Origin of the sequence: Bradyrhizobium sp. WSM1417, from assembly GCF_000515415.1 — a bacterium.
Taxonomy (GTDB): Bacteria; Pseudomonadota; Alphaproteobacteria; order Rhizobiales; family Xanthobacteraceae; genus Bradyrhizobium.
Window position 1 is genome coordinate 1,999,879 of record NZ_KI911783.1, and the last position, 14,435, is coordinate 2,014,313.

Annotated in this window: 14 protein-coding genes and 1 pseudogene; 8 read left to right on the top strand and 7 right to left on the bottom strand. The window is 56.0% G+C overall.

Features of this window, described 5'->3' with window-relative positions; genetic code table 11:
• Nucleotides 1-2: 2 nt before the first annotated feature.
• From BRA1417_RS0109645 to BRA1417_RS43740, 3 genes are all read right to left on the bottom strand, one after another.
• Nucleotides 3-464, bottom strand: coding sequence for an RES family NAD+ phosphorylase (locus BRA1417_RS0109645; RefSeq protein WP_027515646.1), 462 nt, complete (start codon nt 462-464; stop codon nt 3-5).
• Nucleotides 464-895, bottom strand: coding sequence for an antitoxin Xre/MbcA/ParS toxin-binding domain-containing protein (locus BRA1417_RS0109650; RefSeq protein WP_027515647.1), 432 nt, complete (start codon nt 893-895; stop codon nt 464-466). The genes BRA1417_RS0109645 and BRA1417_RS0109650 overlap by 1 nt, the downstream gene beginning before the upstream one ends.
• A gap of 310 nt (nt 896-1,205) precedes the next feature.
• Nucleotides 1,206-1,565 (bottom strand): hypothetical protein, encoded by a 360-nt coding sequence (locus tag BRA1417_RS43740; RefSeq protein ID WP_156948654.1) that lies wholly within the window; start codon nt 1,563-1,565, stop codon nt 1,206-1,208.
• A gap of 437 nt (nt 1,566-2,002) precedes the next feature.
• Between BRA1417_RS43740 and BRA1417_RS44690 the strand changes: the two genes are divergently transcribed.
• The 4 genes from BRA1417_RS44690 (at nt 2,003) to BRA1417_RS39790 (ending at nt 4,704) form a co-directional block, all read left to right on the top strand.
• A complete protein-coding gene (locus BRA1417_RS44690; RefSeq protein WP_198034804.1) occupies nt 2,003-2,734 on the top strand; it encodes a hypothetical protein in 732 nt (243 codons plus the stop codon).
• Nucleotides 2,724-3,854: a pentapeptide repeat-containing protein gene (locus BRA1417_RS0109660; RefSeq protein ID WP_027515649.1), complete on the top strand. Its 1,131-nt coding sequence runs from the start codon at nt 2,724-2,726 to the stop codon at nt 3,852-3,854. Before BRA1417_RS44690 ends, BRA1417_RS0109660 begins: the two co-directional genes overlap by 11 nt.
• A gap of 156 nt (nt 3,855-4,010) precedes the next feature.
• Nucleotides 4,011-4,241 (top strand): hypothetical protein, encoded by a 231-nt coding sequence (locus BRA1417_RS0109665; RefSeq protein ID WP_027515650.1) that lies wholly within the window; start codon nt 4,011-4,013, stop codon nt 4,239-4,241.
• Complete coding sequence (locus tag BRA1417_RS39790; protein WP_245286167.1) at nt 4,228-4,704, top strand: hypothetical protein; 477 nt, start codon at nt 4,228-4,230, stop codon at nt 4,702-4,704. The genes BRA1417_RS0109665 and BRA1417_RS39790 overlap by 14 nt, the downstream gene beginning before the upstream one ends.
• A 672-nt stretch (nt 4,705-5,376) precedes the next feature.
• On the opposite strand, the gene BRA1417_RS43745 is transcribed toward BRA1417_RS39790, so the two are convergent.
• On the bottom strand, nt 5,377-6,762 hold the full coding sequence (locus BRA1417_RS43745; protein ID WP_156948655.1) for a hypothetical protein: 1,386 nt from the start codon (nt 6,760-6,762) through the stop codon (nt 5,377-5,379).
• A 672-nt stretch (nt 6,763-7,434) separates the two neighbouring features.
• Here BRA1417_RS43745 and BRA1417_RS41675 point away from each other — a divergent pair.
• Nucleotides 7,435-8,364 (top strand): GH25 family lysozyme, encoded by a 930-nt coding sequence (locus BRA1417_RS41675; protein ID WP_084462156.1) that lies wholly within the window; start codon nt 7,435-7,437, stop codon nt 8,362-8,364.
• Nucleotides 8,365-8,374: 10 nt separating this feature from the next.
• Nucleotides 8,375-9,385 carry a serine protease gene (locus BRA1417_RS42370; RefSeq protein ID WP_084462157.1) on the top strand — a complete coding sequence of 337 codons (1,011 nt, stop codon included), beginning with the start codon at nt 8,375-8,377 and terminating at the stop codon, nt 9,383-9,385.
• A 388-nt stretch (nt 9,386-9,773) separates the two neighbouring features.
• Here BRA1417_RS42370 and BRA1417_RS0109680 read toward each other — a convergent pair whose 3' ends face one another.
• The gene (locus BRA1417_RS0109680; protein WP_245286168.1) at nt 9,774-10,844 is read right to left on the bottom strand and encodes an IS3 family transposase; all 1,071 of its coding nucleotides are present in this window, start codon (nt 10,842-10,844) and stop codon (nt 9,774-9,776) included.
• Nucleotides 10,811-10,963: pseudogene (locus BRA1417_RS45390) on the bottom strand (transposase); the annotation flags it as partial. The gene BRA1417_RS0109680 and the pseudogene BRA1417_RS45390, both read right to left, overlap by 34 nt.
• 240 nt (nt 10,964-11,203) lie before the next feature.
• Here BRA1417_RS45390 and BRA1417_RS0109690 point away from each other — a divergent pair.
• Nucleotides 11,204-12,346: a hypothetical protein gene (locus tag BRA1417_RS0109690; protein ID WP_156948657.1), complete on the top strand. Its 1,143-nt coding sequence runs from the start codon at nt 11,204-11,206 to the stop codon at nt 12,344-12,346.
• Nucleotides 12,347-12,424: 78 nt separating this feature from the next.
• On the opposite strand, the gene BRA1417_RS0109695 is transcribed toward BRA1417_RS0109690, so the two are convergent.
• The gene (locus BRA1417_RS0109695) at nt 12,425-12,679 is read right to left on the bottom strand and encodes a hypothetical protein (RefSeq protein WP_027515654.1); all 255 of its coding nucleotides are present in this window, start codon (nt 12,677-12,679) and stop codon (nt 12,425-12,427) included.
• A gap of 256 nt (nt 12,680-12,935) precedes the next feature.
• Between BRA1417_RS0109695 and BRA1417_RS0109700 the strand changes: the two genes are divergently transcribed.
• Complete coding sequence (locus tag BRA1417_RS0109700; protein WP_156948658.1) at nt 12,936-14,192, top strand: DUF3800 domain-containing protein; 1,257 nt, start codon at nt 12,936-12,938, stop codon at nt 14,190-14,192.
• Nucleotides 14,193-14,435 lie beyond the last annotated feature (243 nt).

Genomic DNA, 14,435 nt, shown 5'->3' on the forward strand with positions numbered 1-14,435 from the left:
ACTCAAAACAGGCGCGGATCAAGGACGAATGGCTCGACGGAGACAACGGAGACGCGGGCCGCGTCCTTGTGAGCGTGGTTGATTAAGATGTTGACGTCGGGAGACTGATCTAGAGGGACGATGGCAGAGGGAACGCGGAGCAGGGGTGTCGCGAGCGAGGCGTGCCATTGATCGCCCCGTTGCTGGGTCCAAACTTCCTGGCGTCGCCAATCGGCGGGCAGATCGTTTAAGCCCAGCGTCTCGACGCCAAGGTCATCTGGCACATCGTAGCGCACCATCATAAGTGCGGGCATAAGGGTCGGATCCTCGATGTGGACCAGCTTTTCCAGCACGCACAGCGCAGGGGACGTGCTGCAGTAGGTGACAGGCCGCCCGACCGTATTCCAGCGTCCATCAAAGAGCAGGCCATAGCCACCATCGAATGCCTTGGCATGCTGCACACCTGACAAACGCCAAAGCAGCATTAGGCGGCGGCGCCCCACGCGATCTTGCCCAGTATGGTCTCGACGACGCGTGCGCCAGTTTCGGTCTGCGCTACCGCCAACGGCGTCTCGCCATGAAGTTCTGCTAGCGAACGGCGGAGCCAAATATTCGCCTTTTCGACATCGCCGAAGGTGTCCTCGGCAAGTGTCTGCACGCGCAGCAATCGCACTGCTCGATCGGATTCTTCCACGGTGAGCGGTTGCTTTTTCTCTGCTCGATGCCGGCGCGTACGTTGCGGGATGACGAACAACTCGATTTCCTGATCACTAAGTCCGGCCTTTGCCAACCCATGCAGCGCGGTCAGGGGAAGCCGCTTTCGCACCGCCAGGGCTAGGTCCGCCTGAGAGCGGATGACCCCGCCAAGGACCGAGCGTCCGCCTAGCTTCCTAGCTACGATTTCGACAATGGACACGGAGGCCTCCTTGATTGGGGCGGCAATGTGCCGTATACATAGCGGCATATTGCCGAATTTGCAAGAGGTTCGCACAGGCGCCGCCTGCGACGAGCCAGACTGGGGGACCGTCGTGGGGCAGGGACTTTCGATCCAGGGCCGTGTTGGCACCGCTGGGAACCGCATGTCCACGCGCCAGGAACTGTCCTGAACGACCAGTTCAGGGGCGCAGATCGCTGGAACGACTATCTCACCGCGCTTGAGAGCCGAACTCCGGTCATTCGAGCGCTCGGGATCACGGACTATTACAACCTCACGACCTATCGGCGCGTTATCGAAGAGAAAGGCAAAGGCCGTCTTCCGCAATGCGATCTGATTTTCCCCAACTAGAGCTGAGGCTGAAGCTTGGCACCGTAAATTGTCGGGCCGAGGCGCGCGGTATGCTTGCGATCTTGGGAGCAAGGCCCGCGCCCTTTTTGATGTCATGACTGATCCCAACTGTCCCATCTGCTTCGGCTTGGGGTTTGTCAGCGAGAACCACCCGAACCGAGCCTGGAGCGCAGAGCTCGGCTGCCAATGTGGTGCCGGTGATCCGTGCGTCTGCAACAGGTCGCTTGACATAGACGCAGGAATTGAAAAGCCGGATGCCAGCCATATCATTGAAGACGCAGGCGTGAAGAAGCGCCGCCATTGACGGTCAAACAGCGAGCGAAGTGGATCACTTAGCGGCTTGCACCCGAACACAAGCCAGCCTGTCGACACGTTCGATTGCTCGGACCGTTGACTTCATGCGCTTCTGATCGCGGACACGCAGCAGTCTCGCCAGATTGGTGCGGCCGTTGAGAGTCTTCGGAACGTGGTCGCGGATGTGAAAGGCTAGATGCCCGTGGGAGGGAATGAGCAGGCCTGAAGGTAATCGGAGGGTGAGTGTCTACCATCGGGTTGGTTCTCCCCACTTTCCGGCCGATTGCTGCCTGCAGCCTATTGCGCTCAGCCTGCGGTTGTCGAACATACGAGTCGCGCGCGACCCATGACGGCATTCGCCGGTGAAAAGCTCGCATATTGGCTGGCAAGGAGAAATACTAGTCGCGAAGGGCACGTAAACGCGATCGATCAAAGGAATTGAGAGTGGGCTTTTCTGATAAAAATTCGATCCCTGACCTAGTTGAACTCATTGTTCGCTGTACCCCCAGCGCTGCCGTTGAGGGGCAAAACGAAATTCGCTCGGAGCTTAGGGTGCAGCCGGCAATGTTGGAGGCTTCTAGTAAGTTGCGCTTCTCCGTCGGTCTGAAGAGATTGATGCTCAGCCTTGATCTAAGCGGGCTTCACGCCGTTCCGGGATCGCGTCACGGCGAGCCTATAAAGGAGAGTCAAGAGACGCGAGAGCGTACGGTTTCAACCGAGATTTCGGTGGAGAGAAAAAGGACGGGCGGACTCGGCCTTAAGTTGGCATTGAATTCGGAGCTTTCGGCGAAGACAGACGATTCTCAAGCGATAGCCGAGAAGGGCACCGTGTCGACCACAGAAAAGCAGACCCACTATCGTGTAAGAGCGCGTGGAAATTTGACGTGGGAGATTTCAGAACCGCCATGGGAGATGCCGATCCTCGACGGGACCTATCTTAATGATGCTCTCCTGTTGCGTACATCTTGCCAAGATCGAGCAAATACAAAACGGATCGACTTAACGGCCTACGCCAAGCAAAAGGACATTGTGTTCACGCCGGAGAAGGTGGGCGTTTTTAGAGGTACCAACGAAAGAAAGCTCCTGCAGGTCCTGCTTTCCAAAGCGTTGGCCGGAAGCGATTCGTTTGCCGGACTGGTGGCTTTCTCTAGATCGGAAATCGACGTTGAAGACTGAAGACACGCTTCAAGCAAGTATCCCCGTTGACGTTCTGCAGTTGGCGGAACGGTTTCTTGATTCTGATCTTGGAAACTTTGCGGATCAAGTGCGGTTCTTGAATCTCAACCCCGCCCGCGACCTTAGGCATGCTGACCTCGCTGATGTCGACTTGTCAAACTCAGATCTCCGTGGGTTTGACTTCACAGATGCAGACTTGCGCGGCGCATTTGGAGTCAATGTGGTGTGGGACGCGAGTACATGCTTCGAGGGCGCACACACAGAAAATTCAGTGTTTAGCTACCTTCTATCCAAAAAAGAGTTCCTTGAAGCAAATCCCGACTACGCTGATCGAGTAGAACGGCTGCGGAACGAGCACTGGGCGAACGTGATTTTGGCTGTGGAGGGAATGCTTCGCGCCGATAGAGAATCCGGCAATGCGCTCAAAATTGCAAAAGCCGTCTTTGATGACAGTACAAATCTCACGGTAAAGGCTGAAATACTACTCTATTTAGGCCTCGCTGTAGACACTAAGGAGGAACACAAGGCGTTTATCTACCATACGCTGGCACAATTTGAGCAGAAGCCCAGCGTGTTACGCTCATGCATACGAACGCTTCGTTCTCTCTACGTGCATGATCTCGATGCATTCAATGTTATGACGCGTTTCATCGGCCATTCGGACGAAAAGATAAGCCGGGAGGCCGCGACTGGTGTGCTTTCCTCAAAACACCTGCTTGACGCTCCGGAGCGCGTTCGGAAAGCTCTGCTGTCGTCTGAGTTTTCCCTAACGCGCCGTGCTTACGTTGAGAGAGTAGCAAAAATCGAACTCCGCCAGAGCTGCGAGTTGTTGCTAGACACTACCGTCAACGGGTATTTGGACTTCGTCAAACCGATCTCGAACGATACGATATTGCGGATGTCTCGCCGTTCGCTGATGAATCCATCTTTGGATGGGCTGGAGGCACGGCGTACAATTGCTTCAATGGTGGATCCCAGACCGCAAGGGTTTTTAAGCGTGGCGCATGATAGCGTTCTTCTCAGGGCACGCTTGATAAAGAAAGTGTTGGGGACCATTCGAGGCAAATACGGCGTTCCGTTTCAAACGGAGCAGGCGGCGTTGCCGGATGAGATAATCTAGAAAGGCGCTCCGCTCGAACTCGGCAGACGTTTCGATACTGGCGACATAAGCGGTCAGAAGATTAGCTATTTGAGCGACATCTCTGATGTTGTTTGGCGACTTTTCTTCGATCAATCTGTTTCATGCCGATTCCGGCAGGCATAGGGGCAACCGACAATGCAAAGCATCACCACGCAACTAGCTGCGAAGGAAGATCTGCTCTCTGGTCTAATACAGGAAGGACGGATCAACGTGCCGACTGCCGCCGCCCACATGATGGATGCGGAGAGATTGGGAGCAAGCGGAATAGTTCTGGAGCTGCAAGTTCTGGAGCTGCAAGCCAAGCCGCAGCCTCTTCTTGAATTCAAGATTGAGCTGAGCGGGATTCTGAGCCTTGAGCCTGCATAACATGGATGATCGCGATCATTGGGAGGAACCACATACAAATTATCCGAAGGACGAACTCAAGGATGGCTGCGTCGCGCTGTATCAGTCAGAAAAGGCATGCGGTACTGAGATGCGCGCAATCATTGGAGCGCTGCAGGAGCACATCGAGCGCGAGGAAGAGAGGCTTAGACACGAGCAGGAGCAAAACTATCGGCGCTGGAGAGAGGAGGAACGGGTCAAACTGGAACTGCGGTTTCTCTCGGGTGCGGATTGTAGTTGGACCCAAATCGATAAATCCGAAGCGTTCTATTGTCGCCGCAATGGCCGTACGTTCCGCATCGCACAGGGCAAAGACAAGCGCTGGACGCTGTATCGTGTTGAAGAGATCGGCGACAAGGGTGAGTTGCTCGGCACTTATCAAGGTCGCGGTGATGCGAACAAGGCACTGAAGACGATTGCTTACGCTCCCGAGCCACAACGTTGACCAGCGAGGCGGCTCAACACCATGGTAGGCAGATTCGAGCGCCGTTTATCGATCCAACCTGGATAGAAGGGGGAGCGTTGTTAGCCAGGAACTTAACCACTTCGAGGGGCACATTTATCACTTGGCCGACCACCGTGTCGGAGTGAATGTCCTGTCCGAGGACATTACGAAAGAACTTACGTATCTCGTTGTTCTCCCCAAAACAGCGACCGGATCCGAATTTGTCAGATTGGCACTGCTGGAACTCCTTGAACACCAGCAATCCGCCCGTGCATACTGCATAAGAGGACAAGTCAACGCTCCGTGTTGCACACTGAACCGCAATCCGCTGTTCAGGGGTCAATCCATCTCCGGCCATGCATGTCGCGGTGCCGAGATTGAATCCACCATTTGCAGCAGCACAGGTTGCCAGCTTGCCTGCGTCCCCAGGAAGGTTCACGGCGCTTTTACCAGCGACGCAAGCTCCGAACGATTGCCAACTATCGCTAGCGTTCGCGGCGCAAGAAATTCCATTCTTGAGAGCGGGAGGGATGGCCTTCTTTCCATCGGCGAAGCACAAAAAAGAGTCCGCCCAGTTGCCTCGATTTTGCTGGACACAGGCGAGGGCGGCAGCCTGGTCAGCGTTACCAGATGGAAAGCACTTAGCAAGCGACGCGTTCTGTGGATCTGTTCTCAATCGGTAAAAACATTGGAAGGTGCTCGACACCCCTCGGTGGCAGGACGTTCACCGAAGTGCACGCGACAATTTCTTTCGGGGTCTTTCCAGCATTTAACACGCACTCGGTTTGTTGTTTGACGCGGCTGTCTGAAATTCCATCGAGAAGGCACTTTTTCATCTCGACTTCGAGAATTCCCTGATGCCTTCGCGGCCCTTAGGCAATCAATCATCTTCGCATTTGCGGGATTGGCATTCGCTCTCACAACGCAAAGCGACGCCTCGCTTGGGTCATTCCGATTTTGGCTGAGGCAAGTACCTGCGATCTGCTCAAAATCACCCATTGTGGTGGTGACCGCAACCGCAAATTTTGGCAGCGCAAGTGCACGCTGTTCGACCTCTTCGGCATTATACCTGATCATGCTCGCAATCGAAGCAAACGCCTTTTCCGATGGGTCGGCTAGACATCGTTTACCCATCAAGCAATCTTGAACAACCTGCGCGGACGAAGCATCAAGCTTGTACCCAGCGCAACCACCGATGAGAGTTGGATCTCCGGTTCCTCGAAACCGAGCGCATTCGGTTATACGTGCGCGCGCGATATCGTCCGACCATTGCTTGAAGCTCGCTAGCGGTCTTTTGATGGTTTGGACTGTGGACCGGACCGCCCCAGACGCATCTGTCGTGAAGCTCGCAAATTCAAGCTGGTCTGTATTACGAAGTTGAGCTAGCGCTCGACCGGGCGCAGCGGTGGCCGCGAGTACCTGCCGCCCTTGAGCCATGGATAGCCTCATCATGGAGGGGGCAACGTAAGTTATGTTCGGTTTCTTGCGATTGGCTAAGGCTAACGATTCAAATTGAGTCAGCAAAACGTCTGCTGTCGGCTCATTAGGCCACAACTGTTTACCACTGTAGGCTTCGAGCAGATTTGCATCAGCGGGTATGGCCTGCCCGGTATCGTCAAGCGCCTCCCAACGATTGACAATTGCAGGGTTAGTTCGAGACAGCCATTCAAACAATTTTTCGAATCGAGTTGTATCGCCTGCGCTGTCTGTTTCGCACCCGTGCTGATTTCCGTTACAAACTCGCAACGTAAAGACGATGCTGAAGCCCGGCGCGGGAGGCTGGTACTCTCGCAAGCAAATCCTCATTCGAAACTTGAATTGGTCCTGCGCGAATTTGATAGTGGCAGAAAGACGGTCATTCAAATATTTGACGCGTTGCTCGATGGTTGAGCGATTCACTTCTCGGTTCTGGCCGATAGGAAGTAGTCGAATCTGATCCTCAATGGTGGAAAAAGGTTGGATATCGTCGTCAAATGTTTCGGTGATTACCTTTGCTGCTTCATTAAGTGACGCTGAGACGCACGACGTTACGCTTTCGGCAATCGAAACGGGAAGCACGGGCCCTACGCCTGCAATTACCCCACTCTGTAAGCGGGTGATCGCGTTTCTGTCAGACCGACGACGGCCCGGGTCAGCGTCTTTTCTTGCCATACTTGAACAGCAGCATAAACGTCACTTGATGAGAGAAAAAATGCGCTGACAAGAACGATAAATAAAACCAGGGAAACCGTAGGGTTCCGGCGTCCGAATAAAAGACGTTTCATTGAAATGCGCCCCTGCCTTCCGTCTACCTTAGGTTGGCGAAAAAATTGATGTCAAGAGACTCCCTCGAAATACGGTCATTTCGCTGGGGCGAAACTTTCGGCTTGGGAGACCAGCCCACTCTCATTTCTCGCGGCAAAAGAAGAGATGCGGGGTGAACGGCGAGAGTTGCTGCCTGCCAAGTCAGTGCCCGATATGCGATGCCATCTCCATAGCTCATTGCGCCCACCCGAGCCGCCCAGGGCTGGTGAGGCTCAACGTTTTTCGCAACGTCTATTGACGGGAGAAAAATGGCTCGCTTACAATGAAAGGTAGTTTATCTTGGACGGCATCGATTGGTGCGCCTCGCGCTGCTGCTGAAGGACTGTTCAGCCGCAGAGATCGGATCGTGCGGTTGTCCGCCAACTCCGTAGCTTGGAGTGATGTTATCAAGTAGGTTTTTGTTCAGAACGTTGTGAGGGGGAGAATATGAAAACGCAGCTCACAATTTGTTTGGCTTGGGTTGCAGCGTGCACGGCTGCCAGCACTCCGTGTTCTGCGGAGGAAGAGTTTTCCAGACAACAACTCTTCTCTGTAATTAGGAACGTGGAAGCGAACATCGACCCCTTCAGCTTGCCGTCCAAATTCAAATTTCCTGACAATGCCAGGGCAAGCTCAACATTTGGAGTGGATTTCTCACATCACCAAGAAGACGCCTGCAAATGCGAGTACGACTGGGGTGGCATTTACGATCAAAAGGTGCAGTTTGTGTATTTAAAAGCGACACAGGGTCTTTCATATGTTGATCCTTCGCTGAAGACAAATCTTCCCAGGGTACAGAAAACACGTATAGAAGCTGGCGCTTATCACTTCCTCTCGTCGGCGGACGATGCGACGGCGCAAGCAGACTTCTTCTTGAAAACCGTTCAACCATTTGGGGCGTTAAAGCTTCCGTCGAGCTTGGATCTCGAATGGGATGCCGGTCCGATGCGAGACGATTGCCCTAATGACGCTGTGATCAAGATTCGAAAAGCCGCGGACGAGGTCGTGCTTAGGTGCGATAAATGGAGCTTCTTGTCGGCAGACGAGATTATTGAGCGGGTCAACCGGTGGCTAGATAAAGTTAAGTTAAGTGAAAAGCGCGATCCGGTGCTCTACACTTCGGCCGCATGGTGGCGCGCGCGAATAGGGAAGCGAGACCGAGCGAAAGAAATTAGTACGCCGATCTTTTGGGTTGCCGACTATTCAGGTAACGGTTTGGCGACCGAGAAACCAGGAACGCCGCCTGGTGCTGAATGGACCTTATGGCAATTTACGGATGCCGCCGCTTTGCCTCAAGTAAGATCGACAATTCACATAGATGCATCGATCTTTGATGGTTCAATCGACAAATTGCATTCAGTGCTTCACGTAAATTGACGGACGGCAAATGCGCAAAAGACCTTTCTTTTCGTGCGAGTGTGTCAGGCGTTTGATCGCATTGATAGTCTTGGCTTGGTCCGGTGCTATCCCCGGCAGCGCAAAAGCTGACCTCACAGACCTGTCTGCTAAAGCAGCCAGGACTACGGTCTACATCTCCACCACCTTTGTTGATCAAAAGACAGGGGACACCAAAACAGAAATCGGTAGTGGGTTTTTAGTTTCTGCCGAAGGAGACATTCTGACCGACTATCATGTCATTGCGGATTGGCTGGCGGGAACTGATGCGCAAAAGGAGAAGTATCCACTGAAGATCCGGATCGGCAGCAAATTCAGCGCTGAGATCCCTGCGGTATTTGAAACGGGTGACCCGCGCGACGATTTCGCGCTTTTACGTGCTCTTGGTCTAAGTGAACCACCGTTCGCACCGATATGCTTCAACCCAAATGTGCAGTCAGGTTCATTCATCTTTGCCTTTGGTTATCCCAATGACCGCGAGCTCGCGCCGATTCCTGGCACTTTTAACAACCTCAACGGCGACAAGAACCGGTGGTTAGCAACTATCCCGGTGGCGAGAGGAATGAGCGGTGGTCCAGTTTACAACGAAAAAGGGTTCGTGATCGGGCTGATAAACGGAGGAGCCGATCCGACGACGAGCTTGATAACACCTATTCGTTGGGCAAAGTCGGCAATCGAAAACAGAACGACTGCTCGCCCTGCGTGCTATCGCTTCTGTAGAACTCCCGAGAATGGAGTGGAAGGGTGGGGAAACACAAGCCCCTGGTCTGGTACCACCGAATGGCTTTCGGGCGGGCATAATCAAACTGAAGCGTGCGGCAGGCTACAGCAACAATACATCGCATCGCATCCTGGCCAGGCGCTGGATATCGTTCAAACCTCTGAGACTAGCCAGAAAGACTTTCTCGGCCATGTGACCTATCAATATATTTGCAATGGAGTGGTGAAATTGAATCCGGTCTATGCGCTAAAGGATTCGCCAGCGTGTGGACTGGAGCAATAGACGGGAGGATCGACATCCAGTCGACTGCAACCAGTTTAGTGTATTTGTAGCGAGTTGGCACGTGCACATAACCCCAAGAATTAATTGCCCGGCTTGCCCTCTCCTTTTATCTCGACCGCAACCCTCCTGTTACGCCGATGTGTGAGCGCTTGGGTTGTTTCTAACTACCGTGTTGGGACCAGCGACGGCTCCCATTTCGCACTGCCTTGCTCGCCTGCGATTGCATGAAACGTGATGCTGATTTGTACATCTACCGATCTCGCCCTTTCCTCATTACGCTAATATTAACCACGTCGAGTTCGCCTCAAGCCACCCCTCGCTCGTCGGCCTAGGAGAACAGAATTGCGAACGAAGTTAAAGATGTATTGGTTGACCTTGCCCCCAGGTTTTATCCAGTCCTGAGTTCGCCCGTGCCGTTGGATTTGCCCGGTTGGGCGGTGGCAGCGACGGGAGCTGGCGCGGAGCCTTCGGCATAGCGCAGCGCCAGATCCCGGCGCGGGTGGCAGGTCATCGCGAACTCGGACGGGGTTCTCCATCCGAGCTGCGAGTGTGGTCTTGTGTCGTTGTAATCGGCCCGCCAGCATCCAAGTATGACGCGGGCTTGTGCCAGTGACGTGAACAACGTCTCGTTCAACAGCTCATCCCGCAGCCGGCCGTTGAAGCTCTCGATGAAGGCGTTCTGCATGGGTTTGCCCGGCGCGATGTAGTGCCATTCGACACGGCTTTGGTCGGCCCACACCAGGATGGCGTTGCTTGTGAGTTCGCTGCCGTTATCGCTGACCACCATCCTGGGCTTGCCGCGCTCGATCATCAGCCGGTCCAGTTCCCGCGCCACGCGGATGCCGGAGAGCGAGGTATCGGCCACCAGCGCCAGGCACTCACGGGTACAATCATCGACGACGGTCAGGATGCGGAAGCGGCGGCCGCAGGTCAGTTGGTCCGACACAAAGTCGAGCGACCACCGGTCGTTCGGCGTCATCGGAACCAGCATCGGCGCCCTGGTCCCGATCGCCCGCTTGCGGCCACCACGGCGGCGCACCGTTAGCTTCTCTTCCTGATAGAGCCGGAACAGCTTTTTATGATTGATCAAATACCCCTCCCGCCTGAGCAGAACATGCAGCCGCCGATAGCCGAAGCGGCGGCGCTCCTGGGCGATCGCCCTCATGCGTTGGCGAAGGCTGGTATCGTCAGCCTGGGTCGTCCGGTATCTCATGGTCATACGGCAGCAGCCGATGGCTTTACACGCCCGCCGTTCGCTCATCCCATGGGCATCCACCAGATGAGCGACAGCTTTCCGCTTCCCCGCGGGCGTCACCACTTCTTTCCCACGAGATCCTTCAGCGCCGCATTGTCCAACATGGCGTCTGCCAGAAGCCGCTTCAGCTTCGTGTTCTCGTCTTCCAGCGACCGCAGTCGCTTGGCCTCCGAGACGTCCATCCCGCCGAACCTGGCCTTCCATTTGTAGATGCTGGCATCGCTGACACCATGCTTTCGGCAGAGATCGGCGACCGGAACCCCCGCTTCGTGCTCCTTCAAAATCCCGATGATCTGTTCTTCCGTAAACCGCTTGCGCTTCATGCTCTGGTCCTCGGCTTGGGCCAGAACGAACTTCAAACTGGATTAAGCCCAAGGGGCAAGGTCAGAGGTTGCGTGGCCCCGCTTCTACCGCAACGCCATCGAAGGTGCGGTCACCCAGATCAACGGGCCAACAACTGGATTACCCGATACTCGGGGCGGATATTCCTCGACCCGGCCTGCACGCAGAAACTGCCCATCGATTTGCCGCCCGCAGCGACCAGACGGGTGCATGGGGTCGTTGTGGCGACCGGTGCTCACAAGGCGATCCAGAAGATACTCGACGATCGAAGCGGCTCATTCGTCATCATGCCCGCGCTCAAAGGCCGCGACGCCATCGATTTCAGCCGGCGGGATTTCATGCCGTTCGCCGTCGGCGACGTGAACCCCGGTCGATTGTTCGTCCACGTCTTCGACGATGTCGGCATCAAACGCGTCCTTGAGCACTTGAATACGATTTCCGACTTCGTCGGCTATCTGAACAAGCGCGCCGAATATATCCGCTCGAGCAGATTTTGGATGGCTCACGGAGAGGAAGAGCTTCTTGCCGGCTACCTTAGGGTGGGCATCGTCACCAACGGATATTACGACTTCGAGTTGCCGGGTGCCGAGGCGCCGAAGAAAGGTCAGCTCAAGATGACCAAGCAGGGCCTTTCGAGCGATTACATATTGTCAGAGACGCATTTCCAGAAGGCGCTCGCCGACGATAAATCGCGGGTGTGGGACGATCTCATCACGCGGTTCAGCGACAACCTGCTCGCCGGTGCCACGGGCGCCTTCTTGGGTCGGAAAACCACCATCGCTGGCGCCGAGCCCGCCTTGCGTCTCATGGCGATGGAGAACAGGTTTAGCCGCCGAGTCTACGGCGAGGCGGTCCAGGGCGCGATATTGAAAGCCATGGACTCGAAGGAAGACTGGTCCGCGCGCGTGATATTGCCGAACCAGCCGAGCGAAAACCCGAAGGTGGCGTACGTCGTCATGATCATGTCCTATCCGGCATTCGCTCGCGAACGCGGCGACACGGATAACGGATACGACCAGTACCGCGAGTATCGTATGAGGGTAATGGAAGCATATTGCCTGGCAGTCCTGTTAGACAACCGTAAGCTCGACACCGTTGTCGCGATTGGAATGGACGCGGACTCGTCCGTAACCGGGCAAGAGGGCGGATCGGAGGACTTGTTCTCCATAAGGGTCGATGAATGGACGCCCTCACTCGAATCTTCTGCTTTGAAACTCAGGGAACACTACGATGTTTTGCGCCACGAACGCGTAGCGCGGCAGGATATCTCTCGCGAAGAGTACCCGCCGACCGAAAGCTTGACGGGCGCGCGTCGTCAACGCAAGAACAAGCCTTCTCGTCTCAGATTCAAGAAGAAAAGGTAAGCGCCTCGAACGCGACGATGGCTGCGGGCAGCTCAAAAGATTCGCGGAGCTCGGGGCCAAGGCAATGGCGGGTCACGCCTAGCACTCCGGACAGGTGTCGCCGATCCCGTCCAGGACATCGCGAACTTCCGATATGGCCGCTTGGGGCGATACGTCGGCCGGCGGATCCTGACGTGCGATGTCGAAGGCCCGTTCGCGGGCATGTGGGTCGGCTCGATCCTGCATCCACCCGTGCTTCTCGCACTGGCGGATGACGCCGGCGTCCTGCAGTGCCGAGATCGCCCAGCCGCGCAGCGTTCGGATCGCCGGTCGTCTCTCCTTCGTCATCAACATCGAGATCGCTCCTGCCGGACGAATCCTTGACGTCCGCCCGCAGTTCCGGCCGGTTAACACAGGCCAGGGATTCGAAATCGCCGAGGCTCGCGCTTTTCCACCTGTACTCGGCTGTGCAGCAACTCGATGGGCCGTCCTAGCGCCCTCGTTCGGCTGCATCGGTTCGTCCTTGGGGCCCGTCCGCTCGGCGAACTCGCCGTTCCGCGATGGGGCAAGGCATCGACGGGAACTGGTTCCCGGGTGGTGGTGCACCTATATGCAATGGATTGAGCGGGCCCGTGAATGCTGTTTTCCGGCGGACACGAAGACACGCCGGCGCACCGACGCGGAAAGCGTCAAAACATCGACGGGTGGATTCATGTCCGAATTGCTATCGCCGCGCTTAATTTCCTGCGACGAAGCCGGGTTTACCGGCAACAACCTGCTGAATCCCGACCAGCCGCTGTTCAGCTACGCATCGCACGATCTCACCCTCGCTGAAGCGGATTCCTTGATACAACGTGTCCGGGCGAAGCATCCGGTTCAGATGCCGGAATTGAAGGCGGCAAAGCTGTTGAAGACGCCTCGCGGGAGGGCTTTGATCGGAGATGTACTTCGCGAGCTCGACGGGCGCTACATCGTCACGCTTTACGACAAGCGCTACAGTCTGGCCGCGAAGCTGTTCGAGTATCTTTTCGAGCCGGTTCTGCAGTCGAATAACGCGCTGTTCTATCGACATAATTTTCATCGTTTCGTCGCCATGTTCTTCTTCATGCTGATGCGCGACAAGTCGATCGAGGGGCTCGCCCACGAATTCGAGGCGTTCATGCGGTCCCTCGATCCGGCTGACGCACCGAGCCTGTTCGGCTCGCGCGGCTCCAATCCCATGATCGAGCAGATCCTGCGCTTCGTTCGCGGCTACAACGTGATCATCGCGCGGGAAACCCGCGATCTGCGAGGGTTGAGCAGCGGCAAGTGGATCTTGGACCTGACGGGGTCCGCAATACCCAGTCACTTGGCCGCTTGGGGCGAGCGTCATCCGTTGCTCGAAGTTGTTTGCGACGACTCCAAGCCGCTGCGAGCTCTGGCTGACGGTTTCGATGTAATGATCAACCGTCCCGATACGGTCCGCATCGAGATGATCGGCAAGCAGCGCACTCTGACCTGGAACATGTCCAAGCCGATCGCCTTCGCTTCGTCCGCCGGCCATGCCGGTGTGCAGGTCGCCGACCTTCTCGCAGGAGTGACCGCGGCCATTCCCGGCGGTGGTTCAGAAATGACCGCTTTCGGCGAGATGGTGCAGGGGCATCTTCATGAGGATTGTGTTCTGCCAGACTTCAACATCCTAAAGCTGGATCAGCAGGAGGCTGCGGTGAATTGGCTCGTCCTTGAGGACTTGGCTTACCGGGCCGACAACGGGCTTGATCCGCTCGACGGTGTGGAGATCGTCTTCGAATACGGCAAGCAGTCGTTCCCTGAATTTAATGCGGGCCGGATTGGCAGGGCGAAGCGTTCCTCTCGTCCTCGCCGTTGAGCGAGGATGATCTGCTAGTGCGCAAGGTGTGCCGGCCGACCGGCCGACCGGGCTTGCGGTCGGCGGAATCGCGCCTCTGGGCGGCGAAGTCTTGGAAGTGCGACATCCGGGGCGCCCCCGCGGTTTGCTCGCCCCTGAAGGGTGGCCTGCCGGCGATCCCAGCAAGCCGACAACGAGCAGGCAAAGCAGGAGTCATGCGGATGACGGTGCCGGAGGGCCGGCGGCCGGTGGGCTTTTTCATGT